Here is a 21,908-nt window from a genome sequence, read left to right on the forward strand (position 1 = left end):
TTCTCCATCACCCCGTCCCATAGACGGTTATCGCATATTGTTACAATTTTTGCTCTACCCGTAATTGTAACAATCCCGGCAGAACCTGTCAAATTTTTTCCGCCGGGATTTATGATAAATTTCTGTCAAATTTCTTAAAAAATTACATCTGCTGCCGGAATCCGGCTGAGACCCGGATCTTTTCCCGAAGCTTACGCCTCTTCACTCTTCTTTCCAAGCGTCTGGAAGTGTTCCATGTTGCCGTAAAGCTCCTTGATCCGTGCAAACTCCTCCTTGTCCAGAAAACTCAGTTTTCCTCTTCCGAATGCCTTCGCCGACTCGATCATAAACCGGGCTGCCTCATCCAGATCTTCCATATGGGTAGCTCCCGTTGCACATCCGGCAACGGTCGTCTCTGTCGTGATCGCAACGCCTACCACCGGGGCTTTTGTCGCCGTCGCAGGCTGCAGGATGCTGTTTAAATGGAAGATTCCATTTCCATAAGGCGTGATATCCTGCTGTGTCAGAGCAAATACATAAGGAAGTTTTCCTGTTGTCATCTGCATCACATCGAGAAGATCCTCGCTGACTCTCAAAATATATCCCTGACATACCGTCGGTGAGATTGCGAATCCACGGTGGTTGATGATCCTGTTTCCCTTTGTGGTATCCACAACCAGAACTGCGTCCAGATCGTCCGTCACTTCCTCCTTATTCACCTGCCAGGTCTCCACCGGGGAGTTCATAAACGGCACCGGTTCATGGGGAGCTGTCGGAGCGTCCGGGCAGACATGGGTAGATATGAATACGTCGCCCTCAAGGAAATCACCCTTTGCCTGCATTCTGAGAAGCTTTGCGGCAACCGCTAACGCTGTCAATGCGCCGTCACCGTCGGAGACAAACCCGATCTGTTCCGGTCTTGCCCCCAGACCGCCGAGGCGTCCGAGAATGCCGATCGTTCCAGCGTTTCCGCCCTTTGATTTTCCGTTTTTTCCCGGAATCAGGATTCTCACCATATCTGTATGACCTTTTGGTCCTTCAAGCGGATACGTTTCCACCTGACACATGGGATCGATGGATCTAAAATACTCCACCACCTCGCTGCCGGACGCTGATGCGCTGTCTAACATGTCAAATAATTCGATCAATTCTTTGTACAACATAGGACATCTCCTTTTCCCGGTCTCTTATAAGACCGCTTGTTATTTTGAGGGATATTGTAACTGTTCAGTACCCTCACAGTTACGCGCAAAAATCCATTCCAAATCGGCTGTGCCGATAGGATTTTTGCCTTCTATTCTAAGTTTTCTTACGGTCAGCGCAGTAAATGCGCAGACCTACTGAACAGTTACGGAATATATTACTATTTGAAATATCCCTGCTCCTCATAATACCGTTTTGCCCCGTCATGAAGCGGAATCGGGATCTTAGAAGCCCGGAACTCCCTGTCATCCATCGCCCGCATAAACGGTTCTCCGGCTGTATACACCGGTCCGTTGACCTCCAATGCCCAGGCGATCTCATGAACAAGGTCTTCATCCATATCCGCAGACACGCAGACAAGGACTTTTTCGCAGAAGGTCCCGACCTCATCGTCCTGATTTTCATAAGTTCCTGCCGGAACTTTGATCTTACTGTACTCCGGATGGCCGTCTAAGATCTCATCCAGTTCTTCGTCCGTGTAGGATAAGAACCGGATCCCATCCTCCGCCGCCAGCTCCTGGTAAGCCGGGACAGGGGACTCCGTGAACGCATGGATCCCGTCAGCCCACTGGTCCCGGACCCCGTCGGCTCCACCCTGGATCCCATAATACCAGATCTCCGTGTTCTCCTTGTCGATTCCAAGGACATCGAACACTTCTCCGGATACCTTTGCCGTCTCAGAACCTTCATTTCCCACGGCAAGCGGATGCCCCTTCAGTTCCTGTACCTTCGAAAGTCCCAGTTTCTTCGGGGATATCCACGTGGAGACGATCGGATAACATGCCGCTACTGCACGAAGTTTTTCCTTTTTTTCTCCCTCACAGGCACCGGTTCCCGTATACGCCTCGTAAGCTGCCCCAGCCGGAACGATCACGAGATCATATGTCCCGTCAAACAGATGCTCTATATTCATATAGGCGCCTTTTGACGGCCAGGTCTCCACATAGACTCCGGGAACTGTGTTGCTGATGGTCGCCGCCACGGCTTTTCCAGCCCGGTCAGTCACGCTGTCCTCAGTGAAGGTCCCCATAATGAGTTTTCTCGTCTCCCCCATACCGGGATCCGGCTTTGAGCATGCAGTCAATACACCGGAAGCGGCAGCTATAAGAATCAGGCTCCGTGCGTGTCTCCGATTCATGCGATATATCCATCCACGCATACCGCTCCGTACGGGCGGATGCTCATACGGTATGCGCTTCCCTCTCCCATTGCCTTTTCAATATAAGCGATGTACTCGTCTGTCACGGAATTCGGCAGCATCGCCATAATAACGCCCGCAAATCCGCCGCCGTGAACACGGCATGCGCCGCAGCCTTTTTCCTTAATAAATAACTCTGTGAGTGCTAACGCGGAAGTGATCCCCTGCTCCTCAGATCCCGGAACATAACAGTTCTGGAGCCATTTCCAGGAAGAATTTCCAGATTCAGTGATCAGGCTTAAGAATTCGTCAAAACGGTTCTCCTTTAATGCCTGAACCTGTTTTTCAACACGCTTGTTCTCCTCAAAGAAGTGAAGGGCACGTAAGAACGCGCGGTCACCCGCCTCTTTTCTCACTTTCGCCGCATTTTCGATCACTTCCTGTTCCGTGATCTCCGCGCAGACTTCCTTTCCAAACACGGCTGCCACCCTCTTCATCTCATTCGGGATGGAGGAATACTCAGCGCTTAAGTCCGCATGACCTTTTCCGGTTTGGACAATGATCAGGCTGTGATCCTGAGCACCGAAGTCATAGTCGATTTTCTCAACAACCGGTTCTAAAGGATTCTTGAAGTCGATGGTGATCATGCCGCCCACCGCGCATGCCATCTGGTCGAGAAGACCTGAACCTTTATTCCAGTATTTGTTCTCCGCGTATTTGCCGACATGGGCATATGTAACGACGTCCACTTTTCCGTCATTGAAGAACTCGTTGATCATGGAACAGATCAGCATTTCGTAGGAAGCGGAGGAGCTGACTCCGGCGGCGCTGATCACGTTGCTTGTAATGTAAGCGTCGAAACCGCCGATCTGATATCCCATCTCCTGAAATCCGGCCAGCATTCCCTTTGTCAGGTCGATGGTTCCGGCCATCTTGTCGCTCGGCTTTAAATTTTTGATATTGATCGTGAATTTCTGGCTGTATGTCTCACTGATAATGTGAATCTCATCGGTTCCGTTTGCCGCCGCGCAGGCAACACAGTCAAGGTTGATGCTTCCAGCCAGAACTTTTCCATTATTGTGGTCTGTGTGGTTTCCGCTGATCTCGGTACGTCCTGCGGAAGTGAAAAGACTCACCTGATCCCCCCCGAATGACTTTTCAAATCCCTCAAGAACATGCTCATAGCGCTTTTCATTCTCAGCGGCACCGTCCCCATACATTTCTGTAAAAAATCCGGTCGCTTTCGCGCTCTGTAATGCTTTCTTTGCAGCTTCTCTATCCATAACCCCAGTTCTCCTTTTCGATCCGCTTTGGCGGATATTTTAATTTTCTTCACAGCCGGCACCTTGTCCGGAAGCTTTGCTGTGATTTCCGGGTTACTGTACCCACAGTTACTGTACACGGGTAGGAATTTTCTGAACTGAAAATTCCGTACAATACAGTGGTGGTAGTGGATTTTGCCGATTCGGAATGCGAAGCATCGGCAAAATCAGTTACTGTTTGCGCAAGGCGTGAACAGTAACTACGCGCAAAGCAGGGGCAGTAACTTTTCCGGAAATCAGGTTGAAAAGAAACCTCTTATTATTATATAATACCTCGTATATGTGTTGCAAGGAAAACTTATTTTTTGAAAGGATCTGTTTTATGCTTCAGACAGACTGGAATGGCAAACCGTACCACTCTCTCGACTATGAATTAAAAAAGATATTTGGGAAAAAAGTCTATAAGCTCGCTCTGGACGGCGGCATGACATGTCCAAACCGGGATGGCACACTGGGAAGAGGCGGCTGTATCTTTTGCAGTGCCGGCGGATCCGGGGATTTTGCAGAAAAGCAGGCCGGATCCCTTAGAGAGCAGGCTGACCTTGCGAAGGCCCGCGTCAGCCGGAAGATCTCAGGAGATGACGCTGCCTATATCGCGTATTTCCAGTCATACACAAACACTTATGCCCCACTCTCCTATCTGAAACAACTCTTTTCTGAGGCAATCTCTCTCCCGGAGATCTGCGCACTCTCCATCGGTACACGGCCTGACTGCCTCCCGGATGAAACCGTAGAGCTTCTTTCCCGGTTAAATAAAGAAAAACCAGTCTGGATAGAACTCGGTCTGCAGACGATCCATGAGGATACGGCAAAACTCATCCGCCGGGGATATGCGCTCCCCGTTTTTGAGGATGCCTACCGCAGGTTAAAGGCTGCCGGACTCACGGTGATCGTCCATGTGATCCTCGGACTTCCCGGAGAGTCGAGGGAACAGATGCTGGAAACTGTAAATTACCTTGGAAAGCTCCATGTGGATGGGATCAAGCTGCAGCTCCTTCATGTGTTAAAGGGAACGGATCTTGCCGATCTTTATGCATCTGGCAAGTTTCAAACACTGGAACTGCCGGAATATCTGGAACTGATCGGTGACTGTTTAAAAATCCTCCCACAGGAAACCGTGATCCACCGGATCAGCGGCGACGGGCCAAAGTCGATCCTGATCGCACCGGAATGGAGCGGGAATAAAAGACTGGTTTTGAATTCCATTGCAAAATATTTAAAGGAACATCATATTTTTCAAGGGATGGGCCTGTAACTGCTTTCTCATTTCGATAAAATGAATGTGCCTTGGTACATTCCCGCGCCTCGCGCGGTCGCTTGCGACAGTCTGCATCTTCGCGCGAGTGCGCATCTTTGGCACGTCAGTACCTTTTTATGTAACAGGGAATTTCCTGCTACATAAAAAGGCGTTAAATCCATCATCCGGATTTTTCTCCGGGTGGATCGAACGCCTTTCTCATTTCTTTTCCGTTATTTATACTGCCACGTAACTATTCAGTACCTTCATAGTTACGTGCAAAAATCCATTCCCGATCAGCTTCGCTGATGGGATTTTTGCCTTCCAGCCTATGTTTTCTTACGGTCAGCGCAGCAAGTGCGCAGACCTACTGAACAGTTACACTGCCACAATGATTCCGCCGTCCCCTGCATAAACGGTAGCAAGTCCGGCTGTCTCGGTCACAATGATCTTTTTGAACTTTGCGGCCTGTTCAAATTTTTCTTTTACATACTGGGCACGTTCCGGCGCATTGCAGTGAGCGATCGTAAGACACTTATCTTCCACTGTTCCTGCATCTTTCACAACGATCTCCACCATTCTCTGAAGTGCCTTCTGGATTCCGCGGGCCTGATCCAGTTTGATGATCACGCCGTGATCCGCACCCATAACAGGCTTAATGTTTAATTTTGTCGCGAAGAACGCCTGAAGTCCGGTGAGTCGTCCGTTCTTTCTCAATGTATCCAGAGTTTCCAGAACGAAATACGTCTTCTGTCTATCACGGTACTCGAGAGTTTTCTTTACGATCTCTTCAAACGGAATATCCTGCTCACAGAGTTCCTGAACATAAAGCGCAAGATTTACTTCTCCGGTAGAAGCAGACTCAGAATCGATCACCACGATATTCTTCTTTCCGGTTCCAAACTCTTCCTCATAAAGATTCTTTGCGAGAACTGCACTGTTATAGCATCCGCTCAGGTGGGAAGAGATCGTAATAACAAATACATTCTCCTCCTCGCAGCAGTAAGCTTCCTTAAATGTCTCCGGAGACGGGCATGCAGTCTTCGGACACTCCGGGCTTTCCTTTACGATCTTTAAGAATTCCTTCTGGTTAAAATTCTTATCGTCGACAAACTGGTGGTCTTCCACCATAAGCGTAAACGGGATCAGGGTAAAATGCGGGTCCTTCCTCTGCTCCTCGGTAAGATCCATGCAGCTATCCCCAATAATTCTATAATTCATACTGCTTCCTCCAGCTCTATTCCCTATCACAGTTCTCATTTATTTTTCCCTGTGATGTAGTATTCAATACCATATATTATAGAGTGGCTTCTACAGAAAGTCAATAGAATGATAGAAAAACCTCGCTTGATATATCCTGGAAACGTTACTGTACACGGGTAGGAATTTTCTGAACTGAAAATTCCGTACAATACAGTGGTGGTAGTGGATTTTGCCGATTCGGAATGCGAAGCATCGGCAAAATCAGTTACTGTTTGCGCAAGGCGTGAACAGTAACCTGCAAACAGAAAATCTCTGCCGGATATTCCCGGCAGAGATTTTCCCAATTCGATCTCCATACAAGATCTGATTACACCACAATATTTATATTATGCGGATAATCTTTCCAACAGCTGCTTAGCACCCTCACAGCCGCATCTCAAATTATCGTCAAAAGTCAACTTCAGTTCCGTAATATGTGCAGGTAAGCAGCTTCGCCATATTCGCAGGATCGATCTCTCTCGGGTTCGATCCGGTACATGCATCGCCAACCGCGAGTTCCGCGATACGGTCCACCTTCTCCTTAAATTCGTCCTCATTGATACCGAATTCTTTCAGTGTCTTCGGAATATTCAGCTTCTCATTGAATTCATTGATCTTCGCGCAGAGACTGTTGATCAGGGCCTGTCTGGATCTTCCCTCTAATCCCATTCTTCTTGCGATCTCCGCGTAACGGTCAGCTGCGACGGTATCCTTCGCGTTATACTGGATGACATACGGAAGATAGATCGCGTTCGCGCATCCGTGCGGAATATGTCCGGTGGAGAACGCAGCTCCCGTCTTGTGGGCCATAGAGTGAACGATTCCAAGAAGCGCATTGGAGAATGCCATTCCCGCGAGACACTGCGCGTAATGCATCTCCTCTCTCGCATGGGTATTTCCATTGTAAGATGCCGGAAGGTATTCCAGAACCATCTCGATCGCCTGAAGTGCCAGCGGATCCGTAAACGGTCCGTTTAATGTGGAGACGTACGCCTCGATCGCATGGGTCAGGGCATCCATACCGGTATAGGCAACCTGTTTCACCGGAAGTCCCATCACGAGATCCGGATCTACGATCGCAACGTCCGGAGTAATATTAAAGTCAGCCAGCGGATATTTCACTCCGGTCTGATAGTTTGTGATAACAGAGAATGCCGTTACCTCTGTAGCTGTACCGGATGTGGACGGAATCGCCGCGAATCTTGCTTTCTGTCTCAGTTCCGGGAAGCTGAACGGAGTGATCAGGTCTTCAAATGTAGTCTCCGGGTACTCATAGAACGCCCACATCGCCTTCGCCGCATCGATCGGGGAACCGCCGCCCATGGATACGATCCAGTCCGGCTCAAACTTGCGCATCGCTTCCGCGCCTCTCATAACGGTCTCCACCGACGGATCCGGTTCTACGCCCTCAAAGACTTCAACTTCCATTCCACCGTCTTTTAAGTAATGAACAGCCTTGTCAAGGAATCCCTGGCGTTTCATAGAACCGCCGCCTACTACGAGAAATGCCTTCTTTCCCTTCAGATTCTTCAGTTCTTCCAGACATCCTTTTCCATGATAAATGTCTCTCGGTAATGTAAATCTTGCCATACGCTCTCTTCTCCTTTCACAATTCTGTCATTACAGACAGGGATCTCAAGTTTCCGACCTGTGTTTCACAGGTTTTATCAGGAACCAATCACGCTTCGCTTTTCTAAGTTCTATAAACATTATACTATTGTTAAATAATTAACGCAAGTATTTTGTTATTAATTTTATAACATTTTTATATCGTCTCTCTTTACTTTTCATGAGCAGTGAATGCGAGATCAAAAATATCTTCCAGCAGAATTCTTTCCCCTTCCTCTAAAATCAAACAATGACTCTCCTCGTCCACTCTCTTTATATGACCGGAGATCGTCCGATATGCTCCTCCGTCCTTCTTTTCATCGGGTACAAAAAAGGTTACTGTGATTTCCGGACGGGATTCCTGTTTTTCCAATAGAAGCCGCAGATTCTCATTCAGCTTTTCCTTCTCGTACTCATCCAGCTCGATCCGCTTTTCCGTAATACGTTCCGTCTCTTTTAACACTGCGCCAAATCCGGTGAGCGCAGCAAATGGAGCAAACTGGGCTGCCCTGTCCCTCACCGGCATCCGGGTATGCTTTGATTCTCCCGGATATGGAAGATCGATCATATCCCGATATTTCTCCCATGTACTCATGCCCTGTGACCTCCGATCTGGTTGTTCCGCTTTACCGCGGTCGCGCCCTCTTCCAGATTCATTCCCTTTAAGACCGCGTTCTTTCCGAACTTTTTCTTGATCTCCAGAACCGCCTGCTGCATTCGTTTTTCCCGCGCCAATTCTTCCTCTTCCTTCTTTTTCTGCTCCACCTGTGTGCCGTAATGGGTAAAGAGATTCAACTGTTCGTACTCCTGCACTTTCTGTTCCGTTCCCTCACAGACCACATGGTTTGCGGAAATCGCGATCCGGCGCACAAGAAGCTTTGGATTCATGATCTCATCGTAGAGCTCCATAACCGCCTCCGTGATCCGTTTCGTGGAGGAAGTTTGCCCGCCAAGATTTCTGGAGCCGTGGGCGTGTTTCGGGATCCGTCTTCCATAACGGTCCGTGGATATCTCCCCGCTGTAGTTCTTTCTGAGTTTTGAATCCGTCAGGTTTTCGATATCGTATCCCACCGTCAAGACCACCTGGTCCGCTGTCAGCTTTTTGTCCACAAGATCCAGAGCCAAAAGGTCCGCCATCTCCCGCACGACGAGCCTTGCCTTCTGGACGGTATATGGACAGGCAAGAACCTGCCCGGATCCGACGCTGTGGTTTTCCGGCTGGTACGCCTTGACATCCGTGATCGTACACGGCTCATACCCCCAGGCATGGTCGATCAGAAGTTCCGCGTTGACACCGAACATCCGGTACAGAAGATCTTCGTTATAATAATCGTTTTCCTTTCCGAGGGAGCATCTGGCGATATCCCCCATCGTGTAGATTCCCCGTTCTTCCAGTTTTTTCGCGTATCCCCGGCCCACACGCCAGAAATCCGTCAGCGGACGGTGTCCCCACAGATATCTCCGGTAACTCATCTCATCCAGTTTTGCGATACGCACTCCGTCCGCGTCCGGTTCGATGTGCTTTGCCATAATATCCATCGCGATCTTTGCAAGGTACAGATTCGTTCCGATCCCCGCAGTCGCCGTAATTCCGGTTTCTTTCTGCACATTCCGGATCATCCGTGTCGTCAGCTCATGCGCCGACATATGGTATGTCTCAAGATAGGAAGTCAGGTCGATAAAGACCTCATCGATCGAATAGGAATGGATATCTTCCGGTGCCACATATTTTAAATAGATCTGGTAAATTTGTGAACTTTTCTCCATATAGTGGGCCATCTGCGGCGGCGCAGCGATAAAATCCAGCGCAAGATCCGGTCTTTTCGTCAGTTCAACCGCATCACAGGAACTTCCCGTGAATTTTCCACCGGGGGCCCGCCGCCTTCTCTCCCGGTTCACCTCTTCCACCTTCTGCTCCACCTCAAAGAGGCGCGCGCGTCCGGGAATCCCATACGCCTTTAAAGAAGGCGATACCGCAAGGCAGATCGTTTTCGATGTCCGGCTCCGGTCCGTGACGACAAGGTGCGTCGTCATCGGATCCAGTTTTCGATCCACCACCTCAACAGAGGCGTAAAATGACTTCAGATCGATCGCTGCGTAAATTCTGTTTGATCTATCCATCTTGCTCATTCTATCCGCCATAGCCCGTCTCCCTTCCGACATCAATTTCCATTTCCCCCACATACCTTCACAAAATATATGCACTCACTGGCAAGATCAAATTTAAAAAATCCCTATGCGGCCGCGCCGGATCCGCTTCAAACACCTGGATCCGCCCATTATCCGGTCCCCGGTCCTTAAACGCCGGAAACATAAATCCGCAGACCGGCATCCCCGGCTCATAATCTCCGCTCACCGGGCACACCGCACAGATCAGGAACCGGTAAACTTCCTCCGATTCCCAGAGGCTTTCCTTATCCTTTGCCTTTCTCGGAACATCATAATTCCCGTGAAAGAAATAGACCGCATAATCCCCCGACGCCGGATATTTTTCCCCAAACACTTCATAAAAAATATCAAGCAGTGCATCGTTTTTCAGCTCACACTCCCGCAGTGCGCAGAGCAGCTGCCACACACTCCCGGGCTTTTTCTCCTCCCCCGAAAAGACATATTCCTTCAACGCCACATTCGTCTCCGAAAACGGGATCGTCTTCGCGATATCAAGATTCTTCTGCTGATCTGGCAGGGAGAGCTGACGGAAATTCTTATTAAATGTCCCGTCTACAAACCCGTCCCTATCCAGATAAGCCCCTGCAATCCGGTCAAAGCAGTTTCTCTTCAATGTCATTCTTCTCGTAAGCTCCAGCATATCCTCACGGTTGATCTGATTCATATATTTTCTCCGTTTTCTCTGTTATTTAGTCTTAGCTTTTATTCAGTCTTATCCGTCATCTTCCAGCACTCCAAAAAACCTACAGAAGCTGTCACCAACATCCCTTACTAATACATGGCCACTAAATGTCTCTGCGGCTTTCCTAATATGGTTTATCTCGATTCCAGACTCAATCCTCCCTGTAATTCTCCCTGAAATCTTATGTCTCCATTATACAATCAGAACATATGTTCGTCAAGTTTTTCTATCTTTTCCTTCTTACAAGACTTACAGGACCTGCTGCCGACAGCCTCTTCCAACTTCATCGCAACAAAAAAGACCCCGCAGAGCATTCACACGCCCCGCAGGATCTCCCCAATTTCTCTTTTCCAAATTTAAATGGAATGCTGTCTCACATACTCCCAGGTATAAGTGCCGCTTTTTCCCTCATCCTCAAGGATAAACGGTGTGATCTCCTTATATCCCTCATCCTCCATCATATTTGCCGCCTCAAGACATGACTCAAGGTTATTTTCAAAATCTACGGAAATATATGGATTCTTGTCGGAATCTCCGTTGCCGTCCTGATCTAAATGTGCAATCGCGTACTGCATATTGGTAACTTCCTTTCTCATAAATATTTTTGATCAACCTGATTATAGCATAGCGCGGATAGGATATCAAGTAAATATCAGTAATTATTCCTGTTTTTACCTTGTCTGTTATTTCCTGTCCTTTCCCTGTTTTCTGTTTCTTCCTAATAAGATGCAGCCTCTGTCCATACGAGTCATTTTTTATCAAAAGATACCGTGAAAATCCTCAAAAACAAAGCCTTTCGTCTTCTTGACAATCCCCAGTGTTCACGCTATAATACAGAGAATGTAAAGCTAAAAATTATAAAGGGTCATTCTGCCCCGAAACAATAAGAAAGGTAAGACGTCATGGCTGATAAGAAACATATTTTAACTTATGCAGGACTGAAAAAATACGAGGATGAGCTTCAGGATCTGAAAGTAAACCGCCGTCGTGAGATTGCCCAGAAGATCAAAGAGGCAAGAGAACAGGGAGACTTATCCGAGAACGCCGAGTACGATGCTGCGAAAGACGAGCAGAGAGATATTGAGTTAAGAATCGAAGAGCTCGAGAAGCTGTTAAAGAACGCGGAGGTCGTTGTTGAGGACGAGGTAAACCTTGACAAGATCAACGTCGGATGTATCGTAAAGGTTTACGATGTCGATTTCGACGAGGAGATGGAATTCAAGCTCGTTGGTTCCACAGAGGCAAACAGCCTTGAGAATAAGATCTCCAACGAGTCCCCGGTCGGACACGCGCTGATCGGAAAACGCGTTGGTGACGTTGTTGACGTTGAGACACAGTCCGGAGTTATCCAGTATAAGGTACTCGATATTAAAAGAGTCGATTGATCGCCGCCGTGTACAGACGGGAAGCTTCCGGACTGAAAATTCTGTACACGACCGTATCGATCATACACAAAGACTACAGTGAAGGAGAAATAGAAAAGTGGCTGAACAGCAGAATCAGAACAAGAATGCAAATGCAAAAGAGCAGGATATCCACCAGCTCTTAAAGGTGCGCCGCGAGAAGCTTTCTGAGTTACAGACAGAGGGCAGAGACCCGTTCCAGATCACAAAATATGATCAGACAGCTCACAGCGCAGATATCAAGGATCATTACGCAGAATATGACGGAAAGGAAGTTTCCATCGCAGGACGTATTATGTCCAAGCGTGTCATGGGTAAAGCTTCCTTCTGCAACGTCCAGGATCTCAAGGGCAACATCCAGTGCTATGTATGCCGCGATGACCTCGGTGAGGATTCCTACAAAGACTTCAAGAGAATGGATATCGGCGATATCGTCGGCATCAAGGGCTTTGTATTCACAACAAAGATGGGCGAGATCTCTGTTCATGCCCATTCCGTAACACTTCTCTCCAAGAGCTTACAGATCCTTCCGGAGAAGTACCACGGACTTACAAACACAGATACCCGTTACCGTCAGAGATACGTTGACCTGATCATGAACGAGGACGTTAAGAAGACATTCGTTATGCGTTCCAAGATCATCAGCTGCATCCGCAGATACTTAGATGACCTCGGATTCCTTGAGGTCGAGACTCCGATGCTCGTCGCAAACGCAGGCGGTGCTGCCGCGAGACCGTTCGAGACACACTATAACGCTCTCGACGAGGATGTAAAGCTTCGTATCTCCCTTGAGCTCTACTTAAAGAGACTCATCGTCGGCGGTATGGAGCGCGTTTACGAGATCGGCCGTGTATTCCGTAATGAAGGTCTTGATACAAGACACAACCCGGAATTTACTCTTATGGAGTTATATCAGGCATACACGGATTACCAGGGAATGATGGATCTCACAGAGGATATGTTCCGTCATATCGCAAAGCAGATCTGCGGATCCACAACGATTCCGTACGCAGATGTCGAGATCAACCTTGGAAAGCCGTTCGAGCGCCTTACCATGATCGACGCGATCAAAAAATATACCGGTATTGATTTCAATGAGATCACTACGACTGAGAAAGCAAAGAAATTAGCAGATGAGAAGGGCGTTCACTACGAGGATCGTCATGTCCGCGGCGACATCATCAACCTCTTCTTCGAGGAATTCGTTGAGGAGCACCTGATCCAGCCGACCTTCATCACAGACCATCCGATCGAGATCTCCCCGCTTACCAAGAAGAAACCGGGTCACCCGGAGCAGGTTGAGCGTTTCGAGCTCTATATCTATGCCCGTGAGATGTGCAACGCATACTCCGAGTTAAACGACCCGATCGACCAGAGAGAGCGTTTCAAAGCACAGGAAGCAGCACTTGCTGCCGGTGATGACGAGGCAAATACCACTGACGAGGACTTCTTAAATGCCCTTGAGATCGGTATGCCGCCGACCGGTGGTATCGGATACGGTATCGACCGTCTTGTTATGTTATTTACAAACTCCCCGGCGATCCGTGACGTACTGCTCTTCCCGACAATGAAGTCCTTAGATTCCGACAAAAAATCTTCCAAGTCTTCCGTAGCCGCTCCGGCAGCAAAGACTGTTGAGAAGATCGATTTCTCCAACGTTAAGATCGAGCCGATCTTCAAAGAAATGGTTGATTTCGAAACATTCGCAAAATCCGATTTCCGCGCAGTTAAGATTTTAGCCTGTGAAGCGGTACCGAAGTCCAAGAAACTCCTGAAGTTCACATTGGACGACGGAGAGCGCAAGGACCGCGTGATCTTAAGCGGTATTCACGAGTATTACGAGCCGGAAGAGCTAGTTGGAAAGACAGCAATCGCGATTGTGAACCTTCCGCCGAGAAAGATGATGGGAATCGATTCCGAAGGTATGCTGATCTCAGCAGTCCATGAGAAAGATGGCCATGAGGGACTGAACCTCCTGATGGTCGATGACAGAATCCCGGCCGGTGCAAAGTTGTACTAATAACGAAACAATCTACTGTGCCCGGGTGGTTCCTTACGGAGCCGCCTGGGCACATTCTTTTTACATTAAAATACGCATCACATCGCCATTGATCTGATAACGGGAATGTGATGCGTACTTTTTTCATATGAATGTCTCCTGATCGCGGGTTACAGGACCCGCGATTTTACCATTCAGCCGTTCTACTTCGTGATCTGGAAGGACCGGTTGATCGGGGAGGCCAGATAGTTACCGCCAAGGACAACGACTGTCATGGTATAACGTCCCGGTTCTGTCGGCGGAGTTGTGGTGCTGGAGTATGCTCTCCATTTGCTTGTAAATCCGGAGGGATGAAGCGTTTTCTTTTTCATATCTGTATCCTCATGTTTCTCTTTAATTTTTTATTTTTCTTTACTTCTCTTTTTCATCACAAGACCTGCCGCCAGAAGGACCGCGCCTGCGGAGAGCAGGATCCCTACCGGCCACCACAGCTGTCCTGTCTGGGGAAGCTTCTTTTCGTTCTCCACGGTTGTCTCCGTAGATGTCTCTGTTTCACTCTCTGCCGTACTCTCCTCCACTCTGGTTTCCGACTGTGTCTCCGCATCTGTGATCGTCACCGTCTCGTCAGCCGCTGTTGTGATCGTCGGCTTCTTATTCGGAGTCGGATCCCAGTCGTCATCATCGCTGTCATCATAATAACGGGTCGGAGAGGTCGGATTCGATGGATCCGTCGGGTTTGTGGGTTCCGTTGGGTTTGTCGGGTTTTCCGGTTCTTCAATATCACACTTGATATCTGCTTCCGCCGCGGCACCGCCCGCTTCCACGAGAACCGGTGCCGGAATGTAGGTCTTGCCGCCAACGGTCAGCGGATCCCCCGTCACAAGGTAGAGAGCCTCTCCATCCGGAAGATTCCGAAAAAACACATGTTTTCCGCTTCCCGTTCCGGTCCGGTAAGGCTGGGTCCCCTGCGCCTTCACAAAATTTGTCAGAGTGATCGCAGCCTCTCTGGAGCCTCCTCCGGAAACATCCGCGCCGGAAGCCTGAAAATTCTCATTCAGTACATAGACACCCGCCTGTTTTTCTGCAACCCGATAGAGATATACCGTCATTCCGGCCTGTTCTGTTTTTACATTCAGGCTGCACCGCTGTGCCGCGTAGGACGGATTTTGAAATATCACCATCCATACCGCAAGCACGGCAAAAATAAAGCCCAGGATCTTATTCTTTTTCCGAATTCCTGTCATCTTGGATTCCTTCCTTCTACATCGATTTCTGTATCTGATCTACATGCTTCTTTTTCTCTTCCCTGCTGCTGCCGCTGTGCCCATAAACAGGAGTCCAAGACCCGTGAACATTCCCCGTCCCATTCCGCCTGTGGACGGAACCTTCTTATCGAGGACCGCACCTTCCACGGAGTCATGTTCTCCATCGTTGACCCAGGCTTCGTTAAACAGCTCGTCCCCCTGGATCGCGTCGTCTGTCACGACCGCTTCATAGGTCACTGTAATCGGATTTTCACCCGTCAGATCTTCATAATCGATGATTCCGGTATTAAAGAGGTTTACAAGATCAACCTCAACCCGGAATGCGTTGGAACCACTGGCTGTTACCGTGTAATACCCGGAAGGAACTTCTTTTCCATCCCTGCCCGCAGTCACACGGAGCGTACCGTCGATAAACTTCAGATACCGGTTCATCTCATCGTGGAAGACCATGGTCTCCACAACAGAATCCGGGATCGCATATTTTTCATCTGCTAAAAGGAACTGTCTGGCAATCTCATTGTCGTAGTTGTCCCTGATTACGCTTCCCGCTCTTCCGGCACCGGATGCGCTGTACACGCGGACTGTCTCCGCACCGGACGCACTGTGTACGCGGACTATTCCCGCGCCGGACGCACTATGTACGCGGACTTTGCGAATCTCCCTTGCGGAGTTTGCCGGTGAGGCGTTGGATGCCGTTACAACATAGCGTGCAAGCAGCTTTGGAAGACTGGAGTTCAGTGTAAACTCGATCTTCTTTCCCTGACTTACGGTTCCGATCTCATCCTCGCCGTCTGCCTTTTTATCGATCGGATAACTTGTCGTCTCGTAGATGTCCGCGCCATGAGCCGCCTTGATCTGGAATCCCGTCTCATATCCGCCGGAAGCTACCGATACGATATGACGGTTTTCCGGAAGGTCATCATCTACCTTCGCCACAGCCGCCAACGAAGAAAATGCCATGGCAGCCGTCATCGCAGCAGCGGCTGCGGTGACGGTCATGAAACTTTTCCATGATTTTTTCATGTCTCTACCTCGTTCTCATAACTAGCAACAATCCGAAAAGTCTGAATTACTGTTCTTCTTTCTTTTTCTTACCTGTCACGATCACAGCACCTGCTGCAACTCCCATCAGGGCGATTCCTGCTGCTGTGAAGGCTTTTGTTCCAACTCCACCGGTGGACGGAACATCTGGATCGATGACCGGGCCGTCAACGATATCCTCTTCGCTGTCGTTGACCCATGCACGGTTCTCCACCTTGTCTCCATTGATAACACTGTCTTTTACCGTTGCGTCATAAGATACGACGATCTGTGCCGCATTCTTCAGCTGATCATACGAGATCTGACCATCATTAAACGCTGCCACAAGTCCTACTGTTACCCGGAAAGTCTCACCTTCAAGATCTGTACGCACCATGTAATATTTCTCCGGCAGTTCCACAAGCTTTCCATTATTCATGATTTCGACTTTCAATGTAGCCTGATTAAGAGAAAGATTACTGCTCATCTTATCATGGAATATCAGCTGATAAGACTTCTTTTCTATAATATATGGTCTGTCATCATCTGGTCTGTCGTCATTTGGAGTACGTCTTTTTACCTGCGCTGACAGTGACTGCGGCAGATTGGATTCCAGTGTAAAAGAAATAACATCTCCTGGCCTTGCTGCCTCGATACGGTCCTGACCATCCGCTTTTTTGTCCACCGACGGTTTACTTTCCTTATCGCTGTCCCAGTAAATTCCATCTTTAAAATAAGTGAACGTTTTGATCAGATTGTTTTCATCAATTCCCGTAATGCTCAACGTTCTGGATCCACTTTCATTCGCTGCATCCACCAACTCCTCGATCTTTGCTTTGGATCCATCCGGATTTAATCCGGCATCAATGCCAAAATCTTCAATTCCTGTCACTCTCCAGCAGCCTTCGCTGTTCTCCGGCGCATGATATGTCGCATAAAATTCAATGGTTCCCGGCTCCACCGCCTCAACATAAAAACTGTTTACGCCCATCTCATTGGAGGTCAATACTGGTGAGATCGTTTTCCCGTTTTCTCTCAGATTCACAAGTCCCACAAGTGCATTCACAAATGTGTTTCCAGAGATATCCGCGCGAACGGCCCCTGTATTACTCAGATCCTGAATCACTACTTTGGCGCGCAGATCATCCGTACCGGTTACCTTATTATTCTTAAAACTCAGCACTCCGCCATCCGAGCCGCCGCCAAAATATCCATGAATAGCAAAGCTACAGTCACGGACCGTATTCCCACTGACCATATTTCCAGATTCCGGAACTACAAAATTATCTCCAAAGAATTCAACTGCCTGCTTAAAACCTGAAATTTTACAATTTTTCACATCAAATCCCGGACTGTCAAATAAAATACCATCCGCAAATTGTGAATCTGTTCCCTTAATCGTACAGTTTTCAACATGAAGAGAAAAGCCAGTTCCACCTACTGCGCCATTGTGATTGGAAACCGCTGCTGTAAACTTTCCCTCTTCAGCCGGTACATTTCCAGCATCAATTGTAAGTCCTTTTAAAGTAATATTACTGCCAAACGCGTTAATTCCGCCAGCATCTGAAAGGTTGTCTGCCACTGACGCATTCATCACCTGAATAACGCTGTTTTTCTCTCCCTCAACCGTGATGTTCTTAAAATCTGCCGGAATTGTAAATCGGTCATATGTACCAGACTTTATTTTGATGGTCCACCCATCTTTATTTCCGTTCCCCGAGATCTGATTTATGGCCTCCTGGATATCCCCGGCTCCATCCTTCGCGTCAGCAACCGCTGTCTTTGACTCCAGATCGAGAGTTGCCCCAAAAGCGGTTCCTGAAAATGCTGTCATCGCTGCTGCCGCTGTGCAGACTACTAAAACCTTGTTCATTTTCTTTTTCATTTTCGATTCCCTCCATGTCAATTTACGTCGAAAAAAGCTCCGTTTTCACTTTTTTGTGAACCGGCGCATTTTTTCCATCATTCTTCCGGTTCTGTTACCCGGTGTCCGCGGACAAGGAGCCTGTGGGTATTTACCCCATACGGAGTACAGGTATAAAGCGTCACAAGGTCTTTTCCGTTCTGGACATAAAGTTCTTCCGTCTCTTCCGGAAGTGTTACGAGGATCTGATCCACCTCATACGTGAATGTCTCGTTTAAGACATCCAGAGTGAACCGATCTCCCACTTCCAGTTTGTCCAGGTCAGTGAACAGTTTCGCCTTCACAAGACCGTTATGGGCGGCCAGCACACAATGGGTATTTTCACCGCCCACCGGCAGGCTTGTCCCATACCAGAAACCGGCGCCCGACTGAAGCGCCCGCTCTTCCGTTCCGTGGTAAATGGGAATGTGGACCCCGATCTTCGGAATGTCCACATATCCCATCATCCCTGTTTCCCATGGATCCAGAAGGTGGTCAAGCTCCTCCCGTTCCTCTGCGGGAACCAGAAACTGTTCCTCTTTCTTTGCAAGTCTTTCATTGTACTCTCTGGCCGCCTGGATCATTCCTTCGCAGTCGATCCCCTGAAACCGGTCATACGCCGCGATCGCCTTGTTGAACTGATACTGATAGTACCAGTCACAGATATGCGGGTACAGAAAGATTCCCAGTCCCAAAAGAAACATGACTGCTATGAGGATCCCGCGCCCGGTGAGCCATGAAGGTTTCCTGCCGGAATTACCGGATCCATGCTCCATTTGCATCTACCTGATATCCATCCGGTGTTGTGGTGTTCGCAAGTATTGCGCCAAGTGTTCCCTTGTCGGATGCTGTGTTGAAGTAATACCACTTGCCGTCGATCTCATGCCAGCCGGTGTACATGTGTCCTCTTGTGTTGTCCCGTTATCCTCCGTGAACTCGCCGCCCTCTAAGATCCAACGTCCGGACTTACCAGCTACGTTTGTGGCTTTGCCTCTTGTGGAGGTGCTATAGTCATAATCACTGCCACTGCCGCTTGATCTCCACTTGTAGGTGATCGTGAAGGTCGTTCCATCTTTTCCTACAATATATCCAACCGGGAATTTATCCCAAGTCTGATCGCTGTAACTGCTGCTCTTACCCTTGGATGCAGGAATATCCGCAAGCGTGAGTTTCGTTCCAACCTCAAAGGTCTTTGTAAGTTCTGTCTGACCGTTCTCAGTAAATGTTCCGTTATATGCAGCTGTCTTGTTAAGCTCAATATCCGGATCTGTAGCTGTTGACGCTGTTCCATCAAAGTTATATTTCTTTGCAGCCGGTGTCAGCGTACCAGATGGTTCACCTGACACATCCGCCAACGACACCCCCGGCACAGACCCAACGACCATACAGGCCGTCATGAGTGCTGCCATAACACGTTTTTTCATTCCGCGCTTCTTCATCTCTCTTTTCCTCCTTCTTTGAATCGTGGATCGTAACTGTATCTCTGTCGAACAGTTACTGTGAGTCAATATTTCAATTGCTGCACACAGGATTCTTCTGCCTCTGTATGCTCACAAAGCTCCTCCTTTCCCCCTTGCTCCTTAAAAATTTATAAAAATCACTCCCTAAACTGCATTCTATGTAGCAAAGCTGCCCGGTATTCCTGCGGTTGGAAGTGTTTTTATCAGTATTGTGATCCCCCTGCGTCCTCAGGAATTTTCTTCGCGATATTTCGCTAAAAATGGATCATATAACCGCTTTTCCGCGTCCAGCCGCGCCTGAACTGCCTCCTCATAGGTTGCGAAGCTGCCAAGATTGTAGGACTTTCCCTGAAAGCCAATGGATGCTCTCCATCGGTTGTTTTCTCTTCTGTATACTCCGCGATGACCGGAAGTATTATTGGAAAATGTCTTTCTGCACGCGATCCGCTCCACACAGGTTCCGTCCATAAAATGGATGGTTTTCTTCATATTTACCTTTCTCTGTGCTTCCTGAAGACAGCCGCAGCTTCTTGTGACCCCGGAGCGGAGATTCTCTTTTTGGCAGATGCATTGTTTTCCACAGTCACACTGGCAAAGCCAGTAGTCACTCATCCTGCCCGGACGATCCGCGCGATCACCTTCGGACGATCCACTTTGCTCCATCGTACCTTCCTTTTTTCTGTCAGCTCCGCTGCAGGTCCCAGAACCACAAGCCTGCCGTACCGCTGTCCGGTGAGATCAAGGCGTTTTTCCTGGAGTCGGATCCGTCTCCTGCAGCCACAGTTCTTCGTATGTCCGTTTTTCAGGTGTGAATCTTCTACGGTGCATGTATTCCCGCAGTCCCACTGACACCGCCAATAGGTTTTCGGTTTCCCTGAAATCTTCACTTTTTCAATTACCACGAGACTTCCGTATCGTTTTCCGATCATACATTTTTTCATTCAAAAAAGCCGTCCATGACATAATGTGTATTATGTCATGGACGGCTTGTCTTAGACGATCCTTCATCGTTCTTATATGAAATTTTCATACTTTTTACGCTTTCTAAAGTTAATTTAAAAAAGTATCCGATCTGCGAGTCTGCTTCCAGGACCGCATGTTTTTTTGAAAATCACTCGTCTAATCTGCCTGCAAAAGCTGCTCGCAAGATTTTTTCAAGATTCATGCATTCCACGAATACATTTCTCAATTCCAAAATTCCAGAAATTCCTGTATTTCCGACGAAATTCGACTTTTTCTCCAGGCGAGAAGGACCTCTGTTGTAAAATCAGCATCACTGACCTCACATGCTTTCAGCTTATCAGAAAATTCCAGCATCGAAGTCGGCAGGATCGCGATCCCCATTCCCCGTTCCGCCATCGTAATCGCGGTCCTCGCATCCTCACAGGCAAGATAGATATCGCAGACAAGTCCCGCCTCCTCAAACTTCGAGGCGATATATTTCTGAAACCGGTGGGACAGAATCAGGGGCTGTTCCGAGAGCTCCTGCAGATGGAGCGATGTGCGTCCTTTTAAAAGAGGAAACTCCGGAACTGCCATGGCGAGAAGACGTTCCTCGGCCAGAGTTTTCGTCTCACAGCCCCTTAACGTAATTGGCGTGCGCAGGGTCGTGAGGTCAAGGATCCGGTTCTCAAGCTGATCCCTCATCGTGAATGTGGATCCCTCGTGGATATCAAAATGGATATTGGGATGGCTTTTTGCAAAACGCATCAGGTAATGGGACATCATGGACACGGTGGACGGAGTCATTCCGATATGGATCGTCGCCGCCTGACTTGATTTTATGACCTCCCGCTTCGTTACCTCCGAGAGCATCAGGATCTTTCCCGCCTGTTCGTAGAGCGTTTTTCCCGCCTCCGTCAGTGTGATATGCTTCATACCGCGGATAAAAAGCGGCACCTGAAGTTCCTCCTCCAGCATTTTCATCTGGTAGCTTAACGGCGGCTGTGTCATATGAAGCTCCCTCGCCGCCCCACTGATGGTTCCGGCGTCAACGATGGCCCGGAAATATTCTAACTGTCTGATCTCCATAATCTCTCCTTCTGACCGGTGATCTGCAGACCTCCACTCCCGCAACAGTACGAATTGCGGGATCCTGATCCCGGATCATAACAATCATGGTCTGAATGTAAAAATTCTCTTGTATTATATAATTTTTATTGTATTTCTATACAAAAACAATAATTTACATATATTATAGGGGATGCTATACTTGAACCGCAAGAAAAAATTTAGAAAGGATCAAATCGTTACAGGAAATCTGTTACAGTACACGGGC

21 protein-coding genes are annotated in these 21,908 nt (G+C 48.4%); 3 read left to right on the forward strand and 18 right to left on the reverse strand.

Going from position 1 to position 21,908, the window contains the following annotated elements:
• Positions 1–191: 191 nt before the first annotated feature.
• The 3 genes from DXA87_RS00945 to DXA87_RS00955 all read right to left on the reverse strand — a co-directional run bounded on the left by DXA87_RS00945 (position 192) and on the right by DXA87_RS00955 (position 3,603).
• The gene (locus DXA87_RS00945) at positions 192–1,142 is read right to left on the reverse strand and encodes a DUF1177 domain-containing protein (RefSeq protein ID WP_117503012.1); all 951 of its coding nucleotides are present in this window, start codon (positions 1,140–1,142) and stop codon (positions 192–194) included.
• A gap of 200 nt (positions 1,143–1,342) precedes the next feature.
• Complete coding sequence (locus tag DXA87_RS00950; protein WP_158552986.1) at positions 1,343–2,320, reverse strand: TAXI family TRAP transporter solute-binding subunit; 978 nt, start codon at positions 2,318–2,320, stop codon at positions 1,343–1,345.
• Positions 2,317–3,603: a galactokinase family protein gene (locus DXA87_RS00955; RefSeq protein ID WP_117484588.1), complete on the reverse strand. Its 1,287-nt coding sequence runs from the start codon at positions 3,601–3,603 to the stop codon at positions 2,317–2,319. The genes DXA87_RS00950 and DXA87_RS00955 overlap by 4 nt, the downstream gene beginning before the upstream one ends.
• Positions 3,604–3,964: 361 nt before the next feature.
• Between DXA87_RS00955 and DXA87_RS00960 the strand changes: the two genes are divergently transcribed.
• Complete coding sequence (locus DXA87_RS00960; RefSeq protein WP_117503014.1) at positions 3,965–4,897, forward strand: TIGR01212 family radical SAM protein; 933 nt, start codon at positions 3,965–3,967, stop codon at positions 4,895–4,897.
• A 360-nt stretch (positions 4,898–5,257) separates the two neighbouring features.
• Here the strand turns inward: DXA87_RS00960 and DXA87_RS00965 are convergent, their stop codons facing one another.
• From DXA87_RS00965 to DXA87_RS00990, 6 genes are all read right to left on the reverse strand, one after another.
• Entirely contained in the window at positions 5,258–6,100 is an 843-nt protein-coding gene (locus tag DXA87_RS00965; RefSeq protein WP_117484590.1) for a DegV family protein, read from the reverse strand.
• Positions 6,101–6,529: 429 nt separating this feature from the next.
• The gene (locus tag DXA87_RS00970; RefSeq protein ID WP_117503015.1) at positions 6,530–7,711 is read right to left on the reverse strand and encodes an iron-containing alcohol dehydrogenase; all 1,182 of its coding nucleotides are present in this window, start codon (positions 7,709–7,711) and stop codon (positions 6,530–6,532) included.
• 190 nt (positions 7,712–7,901) lie between these two features.
• Positions 7,902–8,324: a hypothetical protein gene (locus DXA87_RS00975; protein WP_015554951.1), complete on the reverse strand. Its 423-nt coding sequence runs from the start codon at positions 8,322–8,324 to the stop codon at positions 7,902–7,904.
• Positions 8,321–9,871 (reverse strand): DNA methylase, encoded by a 1,551-nt coding sequence (locus DXA87_RS00980; protein ID WP_348982189.1) that lies wholly within the window; start codon positions 9,869–9,871, stop codon positions 8,321–8,323. The genes DXA87_RS00975 and DXA87_RS00980 overlap by 4 nt, the downstream gene beginning before the upstream one ends.
• 46 nt (positions 9,872–9,917) lie before the next feature.
• Entirely contained in the window at positions 9,918–10,562 is a 645-nt protein-coding gene (locus DXA87_RS00985) for a DUF4317 family protein (protein ID WP_117470633.1), read from the reverse strand.
• 374 nt (positions 10,563–10,936) lie between these two features.
• On the reverse strand, positions 10,937–11,155 hold the full coding sequence (locus DXA87_RS00990) for a hypothetical protein (RefSeq protein WP_015554955.1): 219 nt from the start codon (positions 11,153–11,155) through the stop codon (positions 10,937–10,939).
• A gap of 327 nt (positions 11,156–11,482) precedes the next feature.
• On the opposite strand from DXA87_RS00990, the gene greA reads away from it, so the two are divergent.
• A complete protein-coding gene (gene greA, locus DXA87_RS00995) occupies positions 11,483–11,965 on the forward strand; it encodes a transcription elongation factor GreA (protein WP_015554956.1) in 483 nt (160 codons plus the stop codon).
• Between the two features lie 97 nt (positions 11,966–12,062).
• Positions 12,063–14,003: a lysine--tRNA ligase gene (gene lysS / locus DXA87_RS01000; protein WP_117503016.1), complete on the forward strand. Its 1,941-nt coding sequence runs from the start codon at positions 12,063–12,065 to the stop codon at positions 14,001–14,003.
• A gap of 182 nt (positions 14,004–14,185) precedes the next feature.
• Here lysS and DXA87_RS17860 read toward each other — a convergent pair whose 3' ends face one another.
• From DXA87_RS17860 to DXA87_RS01040, 9 genes are all read right to left on the reverse strand, one after another.
• Positions 14,186–14,353 (reverse strand): hypothetical protein, encoded by a 168-nt coding sequence (locus DXA87_RS17860; RefSeq protein ID WP_015554957.1) that lies wholly within the window; start codon positions 14,351–14,353, stop codon positions 14,186–14,188.
• Positions 14,354–14,383: 30 nt separating this feature from the next.
• On the reverse strand, positions 14,384–15,226 hold the full coding sequence (locus tag DXA87_RS01005; protein WP_117503017.1) for an LPXTG cell wall anchor domain-containing protein: 843 nt from the start codon (positions 15,224–15,226) through the stop codon (positions 14,384–14,386).
• A 39-nt stretch (positions 15,227–15,265) separates the two neighbouring features.
• On the reverse strand, positions 15,266–16,270 hold the full coding sequence (locus DXA87_RS01010; protein WP_117515815.1) for a hypothetical protein: 1,005 nt from the start codon (positions 16,268–16,270) through the stop codon (positions 15,266–15,268).
• 46 nt (positions 16,271–16,316) lie between these two features.
• Entirely contained in the window at positions 16,317–18,152 is a 1,836-nt protein-coding gene (locus DXA87_RS01015; protein WP_117503076.1) for an isopeptide-forming domain-containing fimbrial protein, read from the reverse strand.
• A 77-nt stretch (positions 18,153–18,229) separates the two neighbouring features.
• A complete protein-coding gene (locus DXA87_RS01020) occupies positions 18,230–18,946 on the reverse strand; it encodes a class C sortase (RefSeq protein WP_158552987.1) in 717 nt (238 codons plus the stop codon).
• Complete coding sequence (locus DXA87_RS01025) at positions 18,927–19,070, reverse strand: hypothetical protein (protein WP_117470627.1); 144 nt, start codon at positions 19,068–19,070, stop codon at positions 18,927–18,929. Before DXA87_RS01025 ends, DXA87_RS01020 begins: the two co-directional genes overlap by 20 nt.
• 788 nt (positions 19,071–19,858) lie before the next feature.
• Entirely contained in the window at positions 19,859–20,293 is a 435-nt protein-coding gene (locus tag DXA87_RS01030; protein ID WP_117503020.1) for an AP2 domain-containing protein, read from the reverse strand.
• On the reverse strand, positions 20,239–20,571 hold the full coding sequence (locus DXA87_RS01035) for a hypothetical protein (RefSeq protein WP_015554964.1): 333 nt from the start codon (positions 20,569–20,571) through the stop codon (positions 20,239–20,241). The genes DXA87_RS01030 and DXA87_RS01035 overlap by 55 nt, the downstream gene beginning before the upstream one ends.
• A gap of 244 nt (positions 20,572–20,815) precedes the next feature.
• Entirely contained in the window at positions 20,816–21,661 is an 846-nt protein-coding gene (locus DXA87_RS01040; RefSeq protein ID WP_117503021.1) for a LysR family transcriptional regulator, read from the reverse strand.
• Positions 21,662–21,908: the final 247 nt, after the last annotated feature.

The organism is Desulfotomaculum sp. OF05-3, from assembly GCF_003435535.1.
GTDB classification, from domain to species: Bacteria; Bacillota; Clostridia; order Lachnospirales; family Lachnospiraceae; genus Pilosibacter; species Pilosibacter fragilis.

Coding starts and splice junctions, on each gene's coding strand:
- DXA87_RS01010 (WP_117515815.1), bottom strand. CDS start 16,270: ATGAAAAAATCATGGAAAAGTTTCATGACCGTCACCGCAGCCGCTGCT.
- DXA87_RS01035 (WP_015554964.1), bottom strand. CDS start 20,571: ATGAAAAAATGTATGATCGGAAAACGATACGGAAGTCTCGTGGTAATT.
- DXA87_RS01015 (WP_117503076.1), bottom strand. CDS start 18,152: ATGAAAAAGAAAATGAACAAGGTTTTAGTAGTCTGCACAGCGGCAGCA.
- DXA87_RS01040 (WP_117503021.1), bottom strand. CDS start 21,661: ATGGAGATCAGACAGTTAGAATATTTCCGGGCCATCGTTGACGCCGGA.
- DXA87_RS00960 (WP_117503014.1), top strand. CDS start 3,965: ATGCTTCAGACAGACTGGAATGGCAAACCGTACCACTCTCTCGACTAT.
- DXA87_RS00980 (WP_348982189.1), bottom strand. CDS start 9,871: ATGGCGGATAGAATGAGCAAGATGGATAGATCAAACAGAATTTACGCA.
- DXA87_RS17860 (WP_015554957.1), bottom strand. CDS start 14,353: ATGAAAAAGAAAACGCTTCATCCCTCCGGATTTACAAGCAAATGGAGA.
- DXA87_RS00965 (WP_117484590.1), bottom strand. CDS start 6,100: ATGAATTATAGAATTATTGGGGATAGCTGCATGGATCTTACCGAGGAG.
- DXA87_RS01020 (WP_158552987.1), bottom strand. CDS start 18,946: ATGGAGCATGGATCCGGTAATTCCGGCAGGAAACCTTCATGGCTCACC.
- DXA87_RS00970 (WP_117503015.1), bottom strand. CDS start 7,711: ATGGCAAGATTTACATTACCGAGAGACATTTATCATGGAAAAGGATGT.
- DXA87_RS00950 (WP_158552986.1), bottom strand. CDS start 2,320: ATGAATCGGAGACACGCACGGAGCCTGATTCTTATAGCTGCCGCTTCC.
- DXA87_RS01005 (WP_117503017.1), bottom strand. CDS start 15,226: ATGACAGGAATTCGGAAAAAGAATAAGATCCTGGGCTTTATTTTTGCC.
- greA (WP_015554956.1), top strand. CDS start 11,483: ATGGCTGATAAGAAACATATTTTAACTTATGCAGGACTGAAAAAATAC.
- DXA87_RS01025 (WP_117470627.1), bottom strand. CDS start 19,070: ATGTACACCGGCTGGCATGAGATCGACGGCAAGTGGTATTACTTCAAC.
- DXA87_RS00985 (WP_117470633.1), bottom strand. CDS start 10,562: ATGAATCAGATCAACCGTGAGGATATGCTGGAGCTTACGAGAAGAATG.
- DXA87_RS01030 (WP_117503020.1), bottom strand. CDS start 20,293: ATGGAGCAAAGTGGATCGTCCGAAGGTGATCGCGCGGATCGTCCGGGC.
- DXA87_RS00945 (WP_117503012.1), bottom strand. CDS start 1,142: ATGTTGTACAAAGAATTGATCGAATTATTTGACATGTTAGACAGCGCA.
- DXA87_RS00990 (WP_015554955.1), bottom strand. CDS start 11,155: ATGCAGTACGCGATTGCACATTTAGATCAGGACGGCAACGGAGATTCC.
- DXA87_RS00975 (WP_015554951.1), bottom strand. CDS start 8,324: ATGAGTACATGGGAGAAATATCGGGATATGATCGATCTTCCATATCCG.
- DXA87_RS00955 (WP_117484588.1), bottom strand. CDS start 3,603: ATGGATAGAGAAGCTGCAAAGAAAGCATTACAGAGCGCGAAAGCGACC.